General features: G+C 43.9%; 14 protein-coding genes and 1 pseudogene. All 15 read right to left on the bottom strand.

All coding sequences use genetic code 11. The annotated features are described in order from the left end of the window. Window positions 1–2: 2 nt before the first annotated feature. On the bottom strand, window positions 3–2,429 hold the full coding sequence (locus tag P5674_RS03710; protein ID WP_006616731.1) for an RAMP superfamily CRISPR-associated protein: 2,427 nt from the start codon (window positions 2,427–2,429) through the stop codon (window positions 3–5). Between the two features lie 15 nt (window positions 2,430–2,444). Further along, a complete protein-coding gene (locus P5674_RS03705) occupies window positions 2,445–4,166 on the bottom strand; it encodes a Cas10/Cmr2 second palm domain-containing protein (protein WP_006616730.1) in 1,722 nt (573 codons plus the stop codon). Window positions 4,167–4,695: 529 nt separating this feature from the next. Then, entirely contained in the window at window positions 4,696–6,816 is a 2,121-nt protein-coding gene (locus tag P5674_RS03700; protein ID WP_315669804.1) for a protein kinase domain-containing protein, read from the bottom strand. Window positions 6,817–6,862: 46 nt separating this feature from the next. Next, window positions 6,863–8,758 (bottom strand): protein phosphatase 2C domain-containing protein, encoded by a 1,896-nt coding sequence (locus P5674_RS03695; RefSeq protein WP_315669803.1) that lies wholly within the window; start codon window positions 8,756–8,758, stop codon window positions 6,863–6,865. A 78-nt stretch (window positions 8,759–8,836) separates the two neighbouring features. Next, a complete protein-coding gene (locus tag P5674_RS03690) occupies window positions 8,837–9,385 on the bottom strand; it encodes an FHA domain-containing protein (protein WP_006619017.1) in 549 nt (182 codons plus the stop codon). A 50-nt stretch (window positions 9,386–9,435) separates the two neighbouring features. Then, a complete protein-coding gene (locus P5674_RS03685) occupies window positions 9,436–10,827 on the bottom strand; it encodes a vWA domain-containing protein (protein ID WP_006619016.1) in 1,392 nt (463 codons plus the stop codon). Window positions 10,828–10,839: 12 nt separating this feature from the next. Further along, a complete protein-coding gene (locus tag P5674_RS03680; RefSeq protein WP_014275907.1) occupies window positions 10,840–11,229 on the bottom strand; it encodes a hypothetical protein in 390 nt (129 codons plus the stop codon). Window positions 11,230–11,259: 30 nt separating this feature from the next. Next, window positions 11,260–12,729 (bottom strand): vWA domain-containing protein, encoded by a 1,470-nt coding sequence (locus P5674_RS03675; RefSeq protein WP_315669802.1) that lies wholly within the window; start codon window positions 12,727–12,729, stop codon window positions 11,260–11,262. Between the two features lie 73 nt (window positions 12,730–12,802). After that, window positions 12,803–13,804 (bottom strand): ARC6/PARC6 family protein, encoded by a 1,002-nt coding sequence (locus tag P5674_RS03670; RefSeq protein WP_315669801.1) that lies wholly within the window; start codon window positions 13,802–13,804, stop codon window positions 12,803–12,805. Window positions 13,805–13,873: 69 nt separating this feature from the next. Next, window positions 13,874–14,857 (bottom strand): hypothetical protein, encoded by a 984-nt coding sequence (locus tag P5674_RS03665; protein ID WP_014275909.1) that lies wholly within the window; start codon window positions 14,855–14,857, stop codon window positions 13,874–13,876. Window positions 14,858–14,905: 48 nt separating this feature from the next. Next, window positions 14,906–16,096, bottom strand: coding sequence for a VWA domain-containing protein (locus P5674_RS03660; RefSeq protein ID WP_434475119.1), 1,191 nt, complete (start codon window positions 16,094–16,096; stop codon window positions 14,906–14,908). Window positions 16,097–16,115: 19 nt separating this feature from the next. Next, the gene (locus tag P5674_RS03655; RefSeq protein ID WP_062945815.1) at window positions 16,116–17,225 is read right to left on the bottom strand and encodes a hypothetical protein; all 1,110 of its coding nucleotides are present in this window, start codon (window positions 17,223–17,225) and stop codon (window positions 16,116–16,118) included. A gap of 71 nt (window positions 17,226–17,296) precedes the next feature. Then, the gene (locus tag P5674_RS03650) at window positions 17,297–18,844 is read right to left on the bottom strand and encodes a hypothetical protein (protein WP_315669799.1); all 1,548 of its coding nucleotides are present in this window, start codon (window positions 18,842–18,844) and stop codon (window positions 17,297–17,299) included. 71 nt (window positions 18,845–18,915) lie between these two features. Beyond that, window positions 18,916–20,469: a hypothetical protein gene (locus tag P5674_RS03645; RefSeq protein ID WP_315669798.1), complete on the bottom strand. Its 1,554-nt coding sequence runs from the start codon at window positions 20,467–20,469 to the stop codon at window positions 18,916–18,918. A 71-nt stretch (window positions 20,470–20,540) separates the two neighbouring features. Beyond that, window positions 20,541–21,104 (bottom strand): annotated as a pseudogene (locus P5674_RS03640) (hypothetical protein); the annotation flags it as partial.

Here is a 21,104-nt window from a genome sequence, read left to right as displayed (position 1 = left end):
GTTTATTCCATCCCCTTAGATTGTACTTTTTCTAGGTCACGTTTGTGGCTGCGAATCATGGCATCCACCAAAGTCCTAACCGCTTCAGCCCATAAGTCTGCTTGCAGTTTAGTTTTCCCATTTTCGGTGATCGTTAAGCCTTTCGATAATTCATCAACATCCAATATTTGCCAGATTTTATTGAAATCTGTAACAAGATTTTTGATATCATCAAGGCTCTTTCCTGGCCATTTTTCTTTTCGGTTTTCGACTTTTTGAATTGCCTGAATCCACTGATTAACGGAATTTGACTTGTTTTGATCCGTCAATTTCCCCATCACCGATCGCAATCCTCCTAATTGACTCATTGGGGGCTGACTGTCTTCGTCAGAAATGCTAATTCCGAGGATTTCTTGCCGTTTATTAGCCTCCGCAGCAATGGCGACAGCTTTGTTTTGAATCGCTTCTCGCCATGCCGCTGTTTCAATCATCCGAGCATAATCAAAAACTGCATTAGAAACTTTCTTGTTGTTACCAGAATTGGAGGACTTAGACAAAATGACTGAATTATTTTTGGTATCTTGGGATGCTTTATTCTTGCGCTTCAAATCCGACAGTTTTCTATTCAAAAGCGGGTCATTAAACAGAATTTGTCCGTACCCTTCCGCTCGGCGATCGCCTATTCCTTTTGCTTCTAATTCGGCGAGTTTTTGGGGAGCGATCGCGCCTTCTTTCACATCATAAACGATACAACTTCCAGCTTGCCAACCCACCATCGAGGGACGAGGTAAACCCCAGCGAACCTGCCAAGATTCCGTCCGACGCTGACGCAGCATCATTGATAATAAACCATCAATTTCACGTTCTTTTAGGTCTTCTGGTTTTAATCCCAACTCACCAGCCAAGGCATTTTTGAAATCATCAGGATCGACGGTTGGATTTAGTCGTTTTCCACGCATCAAAATATCAGAAACAAACCATACATAAAGGCTTGAATCACTTCCTGCCTGTTTTGTGATTTGTTCTGGAGACTCAACCTCAATATTTATCGCGCCATATTGGTCTTTTTTAGATTGTCCAATCCGAGTGTTTCCGGCTAATTTCTGGAACCAGTTCTTATCTTTTCCAGCGAGATGTTTTTGGACACTATCGGGAATCCTCAACTCGGCTCGAAATGTGAGTCCGGCGGGAATCGCTTCGTAACTGTAAATGCCACCCACCTCGCGAGTCGGACGTTGAACTTCATCCTTGATGGTGTTGTGGGTGTACAACTCGAAATCAATTTTTTGGTATTTCGGTAATTCGGAATTATTCAATTGACCGATATAACCCCCCCGTTCGCCTTTTAATTGAGTGTCATTGGGTTCGGATTCTTGAAAACGGTTGTAAACTTTTTTACCTTTACCCAGGCCACCATCGACCTTTTTTCCAAACAAACAAAATGGTGTTGGACGGCCCGCCACCTTATCAATTTCAATGGTGGCATTGGTAATAACGAGATGGTTTTGAGCGATCGCCTGACTGACATCGAGTGTGTCCCCGAGTTTTTTGTGCAGGTATCGCAACAGATACCGACCGGGAATATAATCGAGACATTCGACCACGTTTCCAACAGTTCGAGCGGGTAAAACTAGGGGCGATCGCGTTTTGATTTTGAGGGGAACTTTATACCAAATCTCCGTCTGTTGCAAGTTGGTTGTTGCTGTAGAACTCGGCAACTTGTCAGGTTTAACATCAGGACAGTCCTGTATACCGGCATGATTTTTCTGAAACCACTCCAGCCAATCTTTTTCTTTTTCATCAACTTTAATTTCACAGCTCCCGACTCCTCGGCGGCGTTTTCCTCCCAAGCGATCGACCATTTTTGCCCCCGCTATAAGCAGAGCATAACAAACTTGTTGAACCCTTTGCAGTTCTGTGTCTGTTATGGATGTCGTTTCCGAAAAATTGAGTTCAAACTCTGCGGTTAACAGGGCATCCATGCGAACCACTTCTTCAAAGCGGAGACAGTCCGGTTTTGCCGAACCCGTTTTGGCATCAATGGAAACGCCAGGTTTGATAAATGCGATCGCCTGTTGCAGTTTGGGTTTTTCCCCCAAAGCATCTCTTAATGTGCGATCGAGATGTGCCGATCGAATCGAGAGAGATGCGGGACGAGGTTCCTCTTCTATTACTCCTTTAGCCAAAGCAGGCTGATCGCCAAATAGAAAGTTAACCCAGTCGTTCCACTTTCCAGACAAATCGCCATCTAACGCCTGGGCAACTTGTTCGCAGCCATCGCGCAAAATACCCGTCAATGTTTTCGCGGGAATGTAGGGTAAACCATCGGCATCCCGTTGCACGATGCTATCAATTTCACCTCGGCCGGAGCCGGAGCCAACGTGCCAATCACTTTTCATCGTGATGGTCAAAATCAAGTTTTGGGGTAAAGTTGGGATTACGTTACTCATTGAAAATTCTCCATTTTACTGTTCCGAGGGATTGGTTTGCTCGTTTTTCAAAAAGTCTTTGGCATCGAGAGCATCGAGAAACGACGTGATGTAAATCGGGCGATTTCCCTGCTTATCTTGGCTCTCGTAGAAAAGCGATTTATTGTCCTCACTCTCAGCAAAATCATCGAGGTTATATCGCTGTCGGATTAGCGCATATTGAGCGTCTGCTTCATCTTTACCAATAAACAAAGCGGTACGGATAGCATGGCTTTGACTGCTAGAAATAGGGGGGCGATCGCTGTTTTCTGGATCTTTGCGATTGAGTGAATCAACACGATTTTTCAACCGTTCCCACTCATGCTGTTTCGCCCAATCATAACCCTCTGCTGACTGAAGGTCATCCATGTCACTAACAATATAGGGGCGATTATAGAGCAGGGTATTTGAAGCAGATTTAAGGTTCTTGCGAATGCTGTCGAACTCGATACCGCTGGTGTCATAAAGAATGTGGAAATCAATCGCCGAACATGGAAATGGCGTTTGACTATTCGAGTTCGGTTTGGTGACTTTGTGTTTCACATCTTTTGCGGATTTAATAAGGCTATCGGCCAGTTCATAAGCAACCGAGAAGGGAAAATGTCGCTTGACAATCGAAATTCCCGCACAGGCAGAAAGGCGATTCACCTGAAAAGCAGTTTGAGCCACTTGAGCGATGTGTGATTTTGCTTGAGTTTGCTTTTCAAATTCTTGTAAAAAAACTCGCGTAAATTCGAGGGCGTGATGGCCATCACACACCACCGTCAAATCGTCGCCACCCACAATTAATGGCACGAGAGGCAAGTTTCCGTTTTTGGAGGGCAGCACCTCGATTGCCTGTTTAAAAGCTGCTTCGGTACATTCATCAAGTTCGAGGGAAAAATTTCGATACTTGTGAATATAAGCGCGATTGCTTTTATCGTTGCCGATATAATCTTCAAAATTCAAGAAAATTTGTCCCAATCCATTACCATCGGCATGAACGATCGCCAACCAAGATGTTTCTTCCCGCTCGAACAGCTTTTCTAGTTTGTTGATGTCTCCCATGAGCCGTGAATCCAGGTTTTGCAAACGCTCGATTGCTTTTGTAGAGGCTTTCCGTTTGACATCACTCACCTTAGAAATAGGAATGAGCTGGTTTTCGGGGTTTTTATCAAGTTTTGAAGCCGGCAAACCACTCACTGCACAGTCGGCTATAATCGGAAGCCGAAGAAAGCGAGATTCTGGAGACGGACGGCGCGATCGCGTTTTTTCAAAACATTTGTGAACTGCGCGAATTGCTTCAGCGAGACTGTTTTTTGCTTGCCAATTATCAACCGGGACAAACACACCGGCAATATCTAAACCTGGTGCTTCTATCAGTGCTTTTTTCGTGATGCTGCTGATAATTTCCCGTGCTTTATCTGCGTCTTTAGTTAATATCAGAGCTTTTCCTGAAGTGGCGATGATAATTTCGGCTTGGCACTCATTTTTTTCAATGGGTGGATTTTTCTTCTCATCGCAGAGCATCTCCCGTAAGCGTTGAGAATTTGTCCAAACAGACAACGGTTGCATCTGATTTACTTTGGCAACGGCTTCGAGAATCCATTGAGTTCCCGCTCGATATGTCACCTCAGACGCGCCAATATTTTCTTTGAGTTTGTTAGTCGAAAATATGAAACTCTGATTACCAGAGGTTTCTATTAAAACGAGATAATAGGTAGAGTCTAGTTGAGTCATTATTGTCAATCCTAATCATTTTATATCGCTGTATTGATGTCACTTAAAACTAGCTAAAATTATGATCTTCGTAGTCAGGTTAGCCAGTATGGCAGCCTGCTCGCCTCTCCCCACGCGAAAGCCCCAAAAAAGGCTGCTACAAAATGTGGGTTGATAGAACCTACAACCCTTGCGGTGAGGCATTTTTATTATTTTAAACTTAATGATTAAACACCATAAACTATTCCCTTATTATTAAACAAAAATGTAGCTTTTGACTGTAAATTTTTCTAAAGGTTATCCTCCCATTTCAGTTATCCTCCCTTAGAGATGGCCATCGTCTAGGGAGATCATCTATCTACCTATCAGCAGCAACCGATAAATTTACGCAAATTTAGAAAAATTTAATTTATCAATTACCTCTAATGTCAGTGTAGAAGCCATTTACAGCGGCGATCGCCCCCACTTGGGAGCCCCTTCAATTCCAGATGTTCAGAAATACTCAACCCTATTCAGTATAACCATCGCTGGAAGGGCCCCCTTCCATCCCTTATAATGGCAAATTTATAGCCTGAAACTTGGATCGCAAATCTTGGGCTTGCTGGGGGTCTTGGCGATCGTACAGTGTCACAGCCTGACGATAGGCTGCTAAGACCTCCCGGGGCGATTTAACTTGACCGTCTGTGGTTCGCAAATTCAACAAAACCCAGCCCAGATTTCGATAAGCTGCCGCCAAATTGCGATCGCATTTAACCGATTCTGCCAAATAAGTGTTGGCTTGCTGCCACTGACCAATCACAGCTAATACCGTCCCTAAACGATAACAAATCCAAGCATCTTTGGGTTGTTTTTGATATATTTTATTATACCAATCAGCAGCTTTTTGGAAATCTCCCAGATGTTCATAAATTAAACCTCCATTTTTCATCACCCAATCGGGTATTTCCTGACACTGACTTGCTAACTTGAGACTTTGACGACAAGATACATGATCACTTTTACGGTACTCATACCATGCTTTAAATCCTAAAGCCAAGGCATTATTGGGGACTTGTTGAGTGAAGGCTTGCAGTCGCCGTGTTATGTCACCAGACTTGTTGCTTGTCACTCGTTCTAAAGCCGCAATTGTGAGCGGATAAAGCCAGGATTTTAGGGCGATCGCCACCGAGGAGGGCTGCTGCTGAGATTTAAAAATTCCCTGGGTTCCCGCCTGAACTACGATTTTCCACTGGCGAAGATGGAAAGATATCCAAGCCTTAACCCCCAGAGCAAAACTAGAATTAGGATCTAGGTTTAATGCTTGTTGAATTGTCTGATCCGCTTTTTGCCAGTTTCCCTCTTTTCCCAATGCCCAACCTAGGTTAGTGTGCATCCAGGCTTGTTTTGGACTAAGTTTAATGCCATGCTGTAATTGTTGAATCGCTTGTTTCCACTGCTGGCTACGACAGCTAACTAACCCCAAAATGCCATAAATTCGACCGTCTTGGGGTTTAATTTTCTGGGCTTTTCTGGCAATACTATCAGCGCGATCGCTATGATGATATAATAATATAATCGCCAATTCTATGAGGGCTTCGGCGTTGTCTTGTTCTTGAGTTAAACAATTTTGATAGGCGGTGACAGCATCGGTTAACTTGCCTTTTTTAACCAAAGTTTTGGCGGTTTGATGAAGGGGAGAAATCAGTTTACCATCCAGGGCATCGATAAAATCTTGGGCGGTTTGTATGCGTTCATTTACCCGAAATTTTAACCCTGTTAATATTACCTTTTGAATGTAGGGGCTAATATTAGGGTTGAGTTGTCGGGGCGGAACTAGAGGATCGGGTAAGTTATGAGAAATAGCTTGGGCGCGATCGGCTGAGTCGGCGGGTAATTTTCCTGTTAATAATTCGTAGATAGAAGCACACAGGGCATAAATATCAGTGGAGGGATAGCGTCTGGCTTGGCAAGAATACTGCTCAAATGGGGCGTATCCTCGGCTTAAAATTACGGTCATATCTCCGGTTTTTCCAGCGATAAATTCTCGGGTGGTTCCAAAATCAATTAAAACGACACGATCGCCACTGCCAATCATAATATTTTCGGGCTTAATATCTCTATGCAATAAATTGTGCTGGTGAATAATTATGAGTGCTTCCGCGACGGTTTTGGCATACTTAATCACTAGAGGCTCATCTAGGGGTTGGTGATTATTCAATAACAGATTGGATAGAGTTGAACCCTCTATAAACTCCATCACCATATAAATAGTTGAATTTTCTTCAAAGCAATCATAAACTTTAGCAATATGAGGAGATTTACAACGACTTAAATAAATAGCTTCTAATTTGAACTGATGAAGTTGTTTGTTTCGATCAACCGGGGTAATTGAGAATGGCCAGAGTACAGATTTGCCTTGTCTGCATCCATTTTCTGGCCACAATTCTTTGATGGCTACAGTAGTAGAATTAGCGCAGTAAATCCCTTTGTATGTAATCCCAAAACCGCCTTGACTGATAAATTTTTTGATTTGGTATTTGCCCTGTTTTAGCCATGTACCTGTGGGTAAATACAGTCCTGAGTGAGTGGGAGTAGTAGTGGTGCTAGTGGGAGTTAAAGTAGCCCCGCAAACGATGCATAAGCGATCGCCTGGGCTGTTGTCATAGGCACATGATGGACAAATGTTACTCATAATTAGTTACTGTAAATTAAATTAAGGTTTTTCATGATGACTCAACTCAATTAAAGTTAACAGCAATGGGAGTAATACTACATCGTAATGCCAACAAAGTCGCGTTATCGGGTGCGCCTCGTTGTAGCACTAACTTAATTGCTTCATTAACAGCAGTTTGCAATGGTTGAGATGGGCTAAAAATTCCCATAAATTCCTCATTACTAATTAAATCCCAGACTCCATCGGAACATAACAAAATTAGATCGCCATCTTGCAATTGAATATCGCTTTTCGTTTGCACGTAACCCGGGGAAAGATTGGGTTTCGAGCCCAAGGATTTAGTCAAAACATTGCGATCAGGATGTTCGAGGCTTTCTTCAGCGGAAATTTGACCGCTGGCGACCAGCAGCGCCACCAAAGAATGATCCTCACTCAACTGCTCAATTTTGCCGTCACTCACCCGATAAATGCGACTATCACCCACATGAGCGATCGCCAATTTTCGGGACTCTATCAAGGCTAAACTTAACGTAGTTCCGCCATTATTTACCGCCTCAGATACCGCCGAGTTAGCGCGATCAACAATAGAAATTAACCACTGGCTGCTGTTTTTTGAAATATTTTCTTCTTCCTGGCGAAATCCATCAATAACCGTTTTCACCGCCAAACGACTGGCCACCTCACCCGCCGCCATTCCTCCCATACCATCCGCCAAAGCTGCTAAAATCACCTGGTCAGATGCTCCTTGATTAATTTGAGCAATTCCGTAGCTATCTTCATTTTGGAGTCGTCGGGGAGACAGTCCCAGGGTAGATTCACTGGCGATTTCCCAATTGACGCGATCGCCCCTCAAGATTTTGCGAGTTTCTATAACTAAACTCCGCAGTTGTGACAAGGAAAAACGCTCATCAGGAACCACAGATAATGAGGTGGTTAGCAGTTGTGAAACATGGGGAATATAGCAATTTTTAACATCCAGAATATCGCCTTCTGGATGTCGTCCATACAACCCATGATACAGTACAGCACCAATGGTATAAACGCTGCTTTTTTCACTAGGAATAGGATGGGATGCTAGTTCGGGGGCACAGTAATTTCCCATGACTCCAGAACTCATTGGGGTGTCTTCTGGGTAAACGCCAGTTAGGTCAAAACAGCGAATGGGTTGACCGATTTCTAACAAATCTGGGTCGATGTCGATCGCACACCAGTGACGTTGATGGAAATACCAAAATAATTGACAAATTGGCGTGATCGCTTTTAAAACTTCCAGGGTGTTCGGAGTATTTTTTAACCACTGACTTAATACCCGATCAGGATGGGGAAATTCGGTCAATACCAATAGGCGATCGCCTTCATCACCCGCTAGATTTTCTTCAGGATAATATTCGGGTTCCAGGTAATTTTCTCCCTCATCTGTCTCCGGATCAGAGCCTTCATATAAATCTTGATTATCCGTGATATTTTCCGCCGTATTTTCTGGGGTCTGATTTTCTTGGTTTTCGGTTATGCTTTCTGCTGTATCTTCGGCGGTTTCTGTTTCATTTGTTAACTGCTCTATATCCTCCGAATTTTCGGGGATTTCCACAGACTCATCAGGACTCGATAAAGTCGATAATTCGTGGTCTTGATGGGCAGTTAATTCCGGGGTGATATGGTCAGCTTCGATGGTTTCTTCTGTCGAGGGTTCTTGCACAATTTCAGACAGATCAGGAACCGTGATGTTAGCGAGTAGGGGTGCAACTAAACTATAATCCGCCAAAGTTTCCCGCAATTGTAGCTCTTGTTGTAACAAACCCGTTGCCGAACCCACTCGCAAAAGTCCCAGTTGAGGATGTTCACTATCTGCATTTTCCAGACTTACTTTAAAATAGTGAATGCGATCGTTGCGTTGACCCAGGTTGGCGGCAACTCTTACCACAAAATCTCCGATTTGTAAACAGGTATTTTCTGAAATCACGAGCCCATTTAATCATCCGTATAAGTTGAACCATAAGACAGGAGATAATCCCAGTTTTTTATCTCCTAATTGAGTCAATTAAAACTCAGAATCTGCCCACACAAACTGAACTTTTCCAAAAGCCACCTCATCACCGGGATTAAGACAAGTTGGGCTAGTAATCCTTGCTCCGAAGCGACTTTGACCCTTTGGTTTAATGAAAATCCCATTAGTTGAACCCAAGTCTTTAATCATCCAATTACCCGCTTCCGGGTAAATTTCTCCGTGATGGCGCGATACCGTTTCTCCCCCGGCAAAGTTTTCTAAATCGATATCCACCGGCCCCATATCCGGGTCAAAAACTCCCACCAGTGCCACACCATCTAAACGAAATTCAGGTTGAGGTGCGTTAGCTTGTTTGGCGACCAGACGCGCAGTGGTAGCCGTAGGAAAAGTGAGGGGTTCGTTTTTGGGGAAAAGATCGACTTCCTCAAAGGGAGTGAAGGGAAAAAGTTCGGGGCTGGAATTACTGACGGTATCAGAGGGGGCGGGCACAGATGTGGCAGTGTTCAATTCTGTACCACAGACCTCGCAGAATTCGGCATCATCCAGGTTATCATAGCTACAGCTTGGACAAGTAATAGACATGATTTTATCTCCTAATAAAGGGCTAATATTTTAGTGAGAGTTGGAATCATTTATGATCCGGTCAAATTGCGAATTTGGTCTTCGGAAAGACCCAACTCGGAATCGTTGCTCATTTTGACAGTTTTACCTTTGGCTCCCATTTTGACGGTTTTGCGGGTTCCAGAAGAAAGTTTGCGAGTTTTGCGGACTTCTTCAATGCCGAGGTTGAGAGATTCAACCATTGCGTCGTTGCCAATTTTAACGGTTAATCGTCGGGCGGTTTCCAGCAATTCTGCCGCTTGTTCGGGATTTTGATCAGCGAGGTTGGCGGCGCGATCGACAATTCCACTGATATTTCGCTGCTGCACATATCCCATGACTTCCGGGTTGGTTTGGGCGCTTCCTCCGTGTCCGGCTACAAACTGAAGGACCAGATTTTGGGGTGGAAGTTCGCCCCGCCGTTGCTGTCCCGGAATGTCGTAAGTCAGACCAAGTTGGGCAATGCGAACCTTTGCCTGGCTATGACTTTCCAGGTCAAATTCCAGCATAAAAACAGTGTCATCATTGGCGATCGCACTTCCAATTAAATAAGGCTTTTTATCCAGGGCAATTTCAGCACTATCGGGATAGACGCGACTAATTCGTGCTAATTTGACACCCTTGACTGTGCTAATATTTAACTTGAGGTTATTGATCACTTCCGATTGAGCTTGTTGAACTTCCTCAAAAATTGTATTAGGAAGTTCGGAAATAGGAATATCCGTGGTTCCGGTGTGCGTTTGTGTTTCCACAACATTAAAAACTCGGCCCCCAGTACGATCGCTCAAATACAGTAACAAATCCTCGTTATACTCGCCAACTCCCAAAGCTGTAATGGGGATTCCCGCCTCAGCGAATTGTGTCGCCAGGTCTCGACAATCGCTTTCATCAAAGGTCTGTCCGTCGGTGAAAATGAGAGTACGGCGACTGCTGAGATCGCAGTTTTTCAGGATGTTTAAAGCCTCTTCCATTCCCAAAGCCATGCGAGTGCCGCCGCTGAAATTTCGGAGTTGACCGATCGCATTTTTCAAAGATGCCGTATCTGTCGATGCAGTCAGGGGAAGCAGGACCGACGCGGAGTCATCAAACCGGACCAATGCAATGCGATCGCGGGAGTCAGCTTGGCCGGAACTGACCAGACGTTCGAGGGATTCGATCACCTGGTCAATTTTAGTTTTTCCCCCGGTGACTTGTGTATATTGCTTTCCATCCAGGAAATAACTATTACCTGTGGGTATAGTCTCCTCCCCTTCCAAAACTTCATACATGGAGCCACTGGTATCGATCACAAAGCTAAATGTGGTCGAGGGACGACTGGCGGACACCTCCGCATTAGGTCGCAGTTTCAGCATCACAAATAGCTTTTGTCCAGCTTTATCAGCATTGAGAAATTCTAAGTGGGGCGTGATAGTAACGTTCAGCATGGTTGGTGAAATTTAGGTAAAATCCAAGGGAGGTAAAGCGCCGCCTTGGGGTTCAATTTGCGAAAAATTGGGAGGGAATAAATCGGGAATTCGACGATCGCCCGAATCTTGTATTTGGTGGATCTCCTCGAATTCTAGGGCGGGTAAATCCAACGTTATAGATGTGGTTCGATAGCCTTCTCGGATATCTTCTAGCCATGTCTTTATGATTTTTTCTAGGTTAGCATTGTTAATGGCACAGGCGGTTTGTTGTTGCAATTGCGATCGCATTTTTTCACGCAATTTTGACTTAAAAATACTCTCCGGGTTGTTTTCCTCGTTTTCACTGATATTCAGATTATAGGATACCGGCTGGGAGTCGGGTTGACTGGTGCTTAACAGGTAAAGTGTATATTGAACCATTTACAGAAAATTCATCAAAGATCACCTCATTCAAAGCCGTTCTTGAACTTCCAATATAATATCTCCAAACTGGCGGCGATCGCCATCATTTAGTTCTTGTTTAAATCGCTTCATTTTCCCAAATTTAGGATGCTGTGACAGAGACGAGTCAAATTCTAGTATAACTTGACCATCTTCTATAAAAATTTGAGCGAATTGTTCCGGAAATCCTGCATCTTTGGGCAAATAAACATGAGCATTTCGGGAACTGCCGATTTCGATGGGCTTTTCTCCCAGAGAAACCATCGTACATTCTTGGTTATTCCAGTGAACCCACAGCAGCGCCGAACTGTACAATGAACTGTATAATTTTTCACTTAATGCGATCGCCAACCCGATACAAAATCCCAAAATTGTCGCCCCTGCCAAACGCGCTAAAATCACCCCTGTCACCGCTTCCAAAAGCAGAAAACTTAAAGAACCAAAAACACCTCCCACAGCCCCCGCTATCATCGCATTTTTCCGAGGTAGGTTAGGCACAAATAGAGACATTCCACCACCGACAAGGGTTCCCAGTACCGTCCACCCCGTCAGTCGAGCCACCACCGACAAAACCGGAAGGTAAGCACTGGGAAGAAACACCACTTGACCCACAACTCCCCCAATGAATCCAGCCATCAGAGCCCCCCCAGCTCCTAAACTCCCTTCTTCCCAAGAGAGGAGGCGACGACGCAGGTTGTAATTTTGTCCGACAATCAAGGCGAGGGAAGTTCCTACCGCCAAAAATACCGTCCATACACCAATACGAAAAACACCGAAAAAGAAGCCATAATTACCGCTTTCATCCGACTCGACCAATTGTTGTCCATATATCGCTTTTTCTGCCCCCCGGAAGGCACTGTCAAGGTCGCCAAAGTTGGCATAAAACACCAAATCTGGATCACCTGTTAAAGCTGTTAAGTAGTTAACTGGTGCGTCTCCCGTTCCCACCGCGACCAAATTAATTCCAGAGGCTCGGATTTGTTGGGCGATGGATGCGGCCATCCGACGATTGTTGGGTTCGCCGTCAGTAAACAGTAAAATATTGCCAGGGCGATCGCTATTTTGGAGGACAGAAGTTGCCAGGTTGAAGCCTTCGCTGAGGTTAGTTCCTCCCCAGGCGGAAAGGCGAGCGATCGCCTGTTGTAGTTCCCTTTCATCGCGGGTAAAATCTGCCACCACACTCGCCCGGCTGGAAAATTCCACCACAGCTAAATCATCGCGTTTCAGGTTTTGTCGGCTCACAAATTCCGATGCCGCCCTTTGCACCTCCGGCAGTTTTGATCCGCTCATACTTCCAGATGTGTCTATCAGCATAACCACCGCTTGAGGCTTGGTGAGAAACCCCGGAGGTTGTCGAGTTAGATACAGCCATATTTCACCGAAAATTAGCGCCCCCAGCAAACATCCAGCTCCCCCACATAAACCAAAAAGTAGCGGTTTATTGATTTTTTTGGTAATATTATTTAACTGAATTATCATGGTTTTTTTAATGGTAAAAATGCACTTAATTAAATTTAAAAATCATTGGTTATGATTATCATTAATTGGGCTATCAATTGACGGCTTTGCCGTCATTAATTTTCCACCGTCCGTTATCCTTGACAAACCAATATCGATAGTTCCCTTGACTCGCACCAGATAGACGCGAATCAATCCCCGTTGGTGTGTGGAATGTTCGATCTTCGTAGACAGTAACGATTAATTCTGGACGAGAGCCGGAAACCGAAAAAGAAACAACATTGATCACTTTTGATTCCCGATAGGTGTAATACGAATTATTTTTGCGAAGCCAATCTATCGAACCATTAGGTTGTGTAATATTTTCATATAAAGGGCCCGAAGTATATTGGCGAACTAACTGAAGATCGAAAGGAGCCGCAAAAATACGCCCTTTAGAACTCAACCATCTATTCACTAATGTTACCGCTTGCTCCTGGGTCAAATCTATCTGGGGAGAATTCCTAGAAGTTTGAGTTTGAGTTGATGTCGCTGTGGCTGTCTGGGTCGCTGTCTGGGTCGCTGTCTGGGTCGCTGTCTGGGTCGCTGTCTGGGTCGCTGTGCGTGTTGGTGCGGGTGTTGGTGGCGGTGTTGGTGGTGGTGTCGGTATTGCTGCGACCGGAGCCGACAAACTCATTTCTATCTCGAAATTTCTGGTTCCTCCGAGTGAGGCGACATGAACCGTATACCTCCCATTAAGAGGTAATTCATTACCCAATACTAAACTATTATCTGGCGCGTAAATCCAAACACAAACTCCCTCATTATAGCGATAACTTAATAGTTTGCCTTTTTCACCCGAAAACACAAAACCCGTATCCTCACCCGATCGCACAATTCCCGTTCGTTCAAAGTTTTGGCTATCTATGGCGATCGCCTCTGGATTCGACAAAGAACCACTGGGCATCTCCGGACATTCTAAGGAGTTAGTCAGACCCTTAGGGAGATGGTTTAATACCTCCGTTGGCAACACCTCCGAGACAGCTTCGCAGCCCCATAATCCCCCTAAAAATAGGATCGATATCACCCGCATTAGTAGCTTGAACTTAATTATCATAGCATTGAATCCCCGGATTTACATATATTTTATAGGGTTGATCTGGGCTATCGACTCATTCAGTATCAATCAAGGTTCATTGATTACACTCACTGCTCCAACACTTGCTCCTGAGACTTTTTCGTTAACCATTCGGGCAAAAGCCTCCGCCCTTGAACGACTGGTAAATGAGGCAACTTGAATCAGATAATCACCATTGGCATGACGATATTTTCGATAGGCATCTCCACAAAAAATCGCTTTTGTTCGTTGTAAGTTACTTTCACTATCAGGAACGTTGACCGGATAAAATCTAACTGGATAGTCTGCCCGATTAGTTGGCAGTCGATCGCCACAACTTGATTTCGGAAAATCCGATCGCCTAAAGGGTGCGATCGCTGTTTCTTGCCTCTGAGGTCTAGGCGATCGACCAGTATCATTGGCAGTTCTTTGGGGTGTTGGTCTTGCCGTTGATGTGCGTGTCTGGGTCGCTGTCTGGGTCGCTGTCTGGGTCGCTGTCTGGGTCGCTGTGCGTGTTGGTGCGGGTGTTGGTGCGGGTGTTGGTGCGGGTGTTGGTGGCGGTGTTGGTGGCGGTGTCGGTATTGCTGCGACCGGAGCCGACAAACTCATTTCTATCTCGAAATTTCTGGTTCCTCCGAGTGAGGCGACATGAACCGTATACCTCCCATTAAGAGGTAATTCATTACCCAATACTAAACTATTATCTGGCGCGTAAATCCAAACACAAACTCCCTCATTATAGCGATAACTTAATAGTTTGCCTTTTTCACCCGAAAACACAAAACCCGTATCCTCACCCGATCGCACAATTCCCGTTCGTTCAAAGTTTTGGCTATCTATGGCGATCGCCTCTGGATTCGACAAAGAACCACTGGGCATCTCCGGACATTCTAAGGAGTTAGTCAGACCCTTAGGGAGATGGTTTAATACCTCCGTTGGCAACACCTCCGAGACAGCCTCGCAGCCCACCAATAACCCACCGCTCAACAGGAAAAAAACTAAGCGATATTTAAAGCATTTCACGGTCTGATTTGTTTTTGTTATTATACTCATTTTATACAGTTATCCTCAGATTGTCAAGTAACAATATAGAAACCATCATCAAAAATCATGCTCGGCCTCTCTTTTCATAGAATTGCTCCAGATCAAGAAAGGGATAACCCCTCCCAAAATCAGCATCAATAAGAGGATGCCAGTCATAATTAAGCGCGTTTTCTGGGGAAGCGATCGCCCAAAAACCGTCATCGTGTAAGTTCTCCGTTCCGTCTGGATTTCCTGGCCATTAACCGTCACTTTTACCAAAACTTCGTGTTGCGTTCCCCGTTCCGCGTTCGGTTGCTGGTAAACAATCTCGTATTCTCCCAACAGGGAATCTAGGAAAAGTTGCAAGTTCCTGGCAATGTCATTGGCGTTTCCTGAAAATTCCGCAATTCCTCCTGTTATTTCCGCAATAGTCTGCAGACGTTCTTTATCCACAAACTCCGTTGCCAATTTGGGATTTTTATCAGCATCAGCTCGAGTTGCCGCTCGTCCCAAGTTATATTTTTGCCCCACCTGTTGGGGGGTCAAGCCATAGCCGAGAGTGTGAACAATGATGTTATTATTTCTCTCCAGTAAGGTAATTAAATTATCGAAATCTTGTTGTTCGTTCGGTTGATTGTGGAAGCCGTCCGAGAGGAGAATCACCGATAGCCGAGGTTCCAGTCTACCCGAATCTTCCGGAACGTAAAACCGTGGATCTTGCCGATTTCCTAGGACTCGGATCGCTTCTGACAACGGACCGTAAATATCCGTAGCTGCACAAAGTGTTTGCGCCGCCAGATAATCCAGAAAGTTGGTTTGTTTGATATCATTCGCCGGGAAAAATTTGGAGTTAATCCCCCGCTGTGTCACCTCGAAACCCGGACAGTTTGCGCCACCTTCCCCAAACGGAACGATCGCCACCTTCGTATCACCACCGCGATCGCTAATTTGTTCTAAAAATCGTCGCGTCGCGTCCAGGGCACCATCTATTCTTCGCTTTCCACTCGTATCTAGTTCGTTCATACTCCCACTCAAGTCAACTAAAACCACAATCCAAGCCGGAGGAGGGGTGCTTTCTTGCGGACTTTTCCAAGATTTTATGCCCACAGGTTCATCATCTGTAATCACCTGAAAATCCGACTTCTGCAATTGTATGACCGGACGATCTCTCCCATCGGTGACTTGCAGGCGCAGGGTAACATTGTCATTGTTTATCCTCGGACGACCCACAATTTCCGCCGTTTGTCCGAAAACTGGGGACGCGATCATCAATGCGATCGCACTACCACTAAGCCATCGGATCGAAAAAGCGATTATAAAATACAAACCGGTAGAATTTCGGGACTTTAAAACTTTCGGATTTTTCGGTATAGAATGTAATAACATAGTTGTGTTTTAGTGAAACTTTACGTCGAGAGCTAAGTCGGGTTCCGTTAATCGCAATTTTCAGGAATTCTTTCTTATGGGGCGTTAAAAAAGCCCGGTTTCCTTCTATTTTAATATTTGCCAGGTACGGGAGCAGATGGGGCAGATAAATATCCGCTTTGTTTTCTGATTTCACAGAAGAACCGATCCGAATCATGCCCCGCCTTGGCAGTTCGATTGAAATTCCCTCCTCAATTTCATTATCATCAAATTCGTCCTGCGATCGATAAGTAATAAATCGCAGCTTAGAGGGATTAATTTTCGGATAATCATCTTCGTTTTTCTCATCCAAAACATCAATACCTTTGTACTCGTATCCCTTGTACTCAAATCCGCTTCCCGCCCTCAAAGCCGGCAGGTAACTGGGGGAAGCATTCGTGATGCAAAATGCCACACCCAAACACAACCCCAACACCGCAAACCCCAACGGGTCTTCGTAGGGTTTAAAAGCCGCTGGCATCAGCCCTAGCAAACGCATCAGCTCAAAAATACCCGCCGCGATGAGACTGGCAATACTCGCCGCCAAAATACTCATAAATAGGCGCAGGTAAAAGCGTTTGGGGTTTCCCGCCTCCAGGCTATGATGTCGCCAACTCAACCCCTCAGCCAAACCCACAGAACCTCCCACCACCAGCCAACCAAACACCCGAATTCTCACCGGAGAAATTCCCAGGCTAGGGTCGAACAGAATTTGGGAAATGCCCCCCGCTGTTACACCAGCTATCAGTCCCACCATAAACGCCAACATCAGGGGAACTCCCAGCATCCGCACACTCAGTTTAGGACGGGTGGGGTTACTGATAAAAATCTCGTTAGTGACGCTGCCAATTGCCAGGGAAATCGCCATGCAGGGAAACAATACAATTTCCGGAAACCCTTGCAGCCAGCCGAAATCGCTGAGGAACACCTGGGCGATATTCCACCCCAGCAAAGCAGATATTAGACCAGCCAGTATATAGAAATAGAGTCTCATAATGCACCCTTTCCGTTAACCAATCGAACCCCATAGCACAGGCATCCTGTCTGTAAAATCATTAACATATTTTAGCCTCCATCTGGGGGGTTTAAGCATTGATTTCTGATATCTTCCTCCAACCATTTTTGTGTTCGACCACCTTCATCAATCACGCCATCAGGAGTATTTGCTCCTTTGGCTTCCTGATACTTCCTAATTGCGTCACTAAATTCTTGCCATCTTTCGTTATCTTTACCGATGTCTCCATATTGTAAGTTTTGGTCGAGTCCTAATATTTTTCTGACACAAAATAAAACTATATACTCTTTATTATTATGTACATCCTCGCGAATACCTATTCTATTTTTATCCTCAGTTTCTAGTTGAGTTATGTCAGGAGTTAAATTAGTAGTCATTGCCTTTATTGCCTCATTTGTTCTGTGAAAACGTTCTTTATTTTCATCACTAATGTCCGTCAAAGTCTCTGGGTTATTCGTGTCTGTTTTTGATGTTTGTTGAGATTTTGATTCAGCCGTGACAGTGGCTATTTTCTCGTCCCTTATTGCCTCCAAAGCCTTGTTAGACTGATTTGCTATCAAACTTATAATCCCTCTTGTTGTCAATCCTATTCCACCTACTAATAATAAACCTATTACCATCCTCAATATTAAATTTTCTGTGACAAAATCAATCCCCGCATCTAAAGCCGAATGGAGATGGTCGCCCCATCCTTTTTGGCGAATTAGCGTCATCTTGAATAGTATACCTTTTTTAACACCGCTTCTGGGAGATACTTGGCTAAATATATTTCGAGGAACGTTACCCGTTGAGATTTGATAAAAAATGGTGGCGAAATGTGGAAAATTTAGTTCTTCAAACAATTGAGCTAAGGGTAAATATTTCTTGTCAGTTTTGCGGGGATCTTTCCAAAAAGGCTGTAAATGTGTTAAGAATTCTGCCTTTTCTTCCGAGTAATCTGTGATGATTCCTGGTTGCCATAAATCTGGTATTTGGCTGAGAGCATCTGCCAAGTCGTTGGCGAAATACACGCGGTAAAATTGCGACCACAAACCCTGCTTTTCATTGAGTAAGGATTGAGTCGCTTTAACAAGTTGTGGGATATAAACTTTGTCATGCACTAAACCACGGAGTTTATGTTTAATTTTGCTGTCCAATGGGGATGATTTTGGTGTTGTGATTAAGCGGGAGAGAAGACTATAAATTCCGTCATTAATATTTCGAGGCAGAAATGGCAAGCTGGGGGTGTTCTTTTGGTCCTCTGCGAGAATCGATGCCTGCAATTTGTGGCAAGATTCCCAACAGTCATCCGGCTTGGGGGCCGTTTGCATCCAAATCAAAAAGTCGGGCAAGAATTTCGGTATCAGTAGGGCTTGTAAGGTCAACAGCCTAACCATCGGTTCGGAGTATATTTTGTCTTGATAGGCTTTGGATGCTCCTCGACCATCTAAAATCTGATGCCAAGATTTATCATCCATTTGGGGATAAAATAAAGCGATTTCCAAGTTGTTTATGTGTTCGGGCTTTATGCGGCCATTCATGATAGCTTTGACCGCCTTTTTAATCTCATTTTTATCCAAATCAAATGGCGACTCAGGCATATAAACAGAGAGTGTCATAATATACTGTTTCCGTTAACCAATCGAACCCCATAGCACAGGCATCCTGTCTGTAAAATCATTAACATATTTTAGCCTCCATCTGGGGGGTTTAAGCATTGATTTCTGATATCTTCCTCCAACCATTTTTGTGTTCGACCACCTTCATCAATCACGCCATCAGGAGTATTTGCTCCTTTGGCTTCCTGATACTTCCTAATTGCGTCACTAAATTCTTGCCATCTTTCGTTATCTTTACCGATTTCTCCATATTGAAATTCTGGTTCGAGTTCTAATCTTCTTTTGACACAAAATAAAACTATATACATTTGATTATCCTGTACATTGTCGCGAATACCTATTGTAGTTAGTTGTTCTGGTGTTAGTTGATATATGTCAGGAGTTAAATTAGTAATCATTGCCTTTATTGCCTCATTTGTTCTGTGAAAACGTCCTTTATTTTCATCACTAATGTCCGTCAAAGTCTCTGGGTTATTCGTGTCTGTTTTTGATGTTTGTTGAGATTTTGATTCAGCCGTGACAGTGGCTATTTTCTCGTCCCTTATTGCCTCCAAAGCCTTGTTAGACTGATTTGCTATCAAACTTATAATCCCTCTTGTTGTCAATCCTATTCCACCTACTAATAATAAACCTATTACCATCCCTCTTCTAATCAATCTTAAATTTTCTGTGACAAAATCAATCCCCGCATCTAAAGCCGAATCAAGATGGTCGCTCCATCCTTTTTGGCGAATTAGCGTCATCTCGAATAGCGTACCTTTTTTAACACCCCTTTTGGGAGATACTTGGTTAAATATATTTTGAGGAACGTTACCCGTTGAGATTTGATAAAAAATGGCGGCATGTGAAAAACTTAGTTCTTCAAACAATTGAGCTAAGGGTAAATATTTCTTGTCAGTTTTGCGGGGATCTTTCCAAAAAGGCTGTAAATGTGTTAAGAATTCTGCCTTTTCTTCCGAGTAATCTGTGATGATTCCTGGTTGCCATAAATCTGGTATTTGGCTGAGAGCATCTGCCAAGTCGTTGGCGAAATACACGCGGTAAAATTGCGACCACAAACCCTGCTTTTCATTGAGTAAGGATTGAGTCGCTTTAACAAGTTGTGGGATATAAACTTTGTCATGCACTAAACCACGGAGTTTATGTTTAATTTTGCTGTCCAATGGGGATGATTTTGGTGTTGTGATTAAGCGGGAGAGAAGACTATAAATTCCGTCATTAATATTTCGAGTCAGAGATGGCAAGCTGGGGGTGTTCTTTTTGTACTCTGCGAGAATCGATGCCTGCAATTTGTGGCAAGATTCCCAACAGTCATCCGGTTTGGGGGCGGTTTGCATCCACATCAAAAAGTCGGGCAAGAATTTCGGTATGAGTATGGCTTTTAAGGTCAACAGCATAACCATCGTTTCGGAGTATATTTTGTCTTGATAGGCTTTGGATGCTCCTCGACCATCTAAAATCTGATGCCAAGATTTATCATCCATTTGGGGATAAAATAAAGCGATTTCCAAGTTGTTTATGTGTTCGGGCTTTATGCGGCCATTCATGATAGCTTTGACCGCCTTTTTAATCTCATTTTTATCCAAATCAAATGGCGACTCAGGCATATAAACAGAGAGTGTCATAATATACTGTTTCCGTTAACCAATCGAACCCCATAGCACAGGCATCCTGTCTGTAAAATCATTAACATATTTTAGCCTCCATCTGGGGGGTTTAAGCATTGATTTCTGATATCTTCCTCCAACCATTTTTGTGTTCGACCACCTTCATCAATCACGCCATCAGGAGTATTTGCTCCTTTGGCTTCCTGATACTTCCTAATTGCGTCACTAAATTCTTGCCATCTTTCGTTATCTTTACCGATGTCTCCATATTGTAAGTTTTGGTCGAGTCCTAATATTTTTCTGACACAAAATAAAACTATATACTCTTTATTATTATGTACATCCTCGCGAATACCTATTCTATTTTTATCCTCAGTTTCTAGTTGAGTTATGTCAGGAGTTAAATTAGTAGTCATTGCCTTTATTGCCTCATTTGTTCTATCAAAACGTCCTTTATTTTCATCACTAATGTCCGTCAAAGCCTCTTGGTTATTGGTGTCTGTTGTTGATGCCTGTGCAGATTTTGATTCAGCCGTGACAGTGGCTATTTTCTCGTCCATCCTTGCCTCCAAAGCCTTGTTAGACTGATGTGATTTCCAACTTATAATCCCTCTTGTTGTCAATCCTATTCCACCTACTAATAATAAACCTAT

Source organism: Limnospira sp. PMC 289.06 (assembly GCF_032350395.1).
Classification (GTDB): Bacteria; Cyanobacteriota; Cyanobacteriia; order Cyanobacteriales; family Microcoleaceae; genus Limnospira; species Limnospira platensis.
The sequence above is the reverse complement of the archived record's forward strand: the minus strand, read 5'-3'. Positions and strand labels throughout refer to the sequence as shown.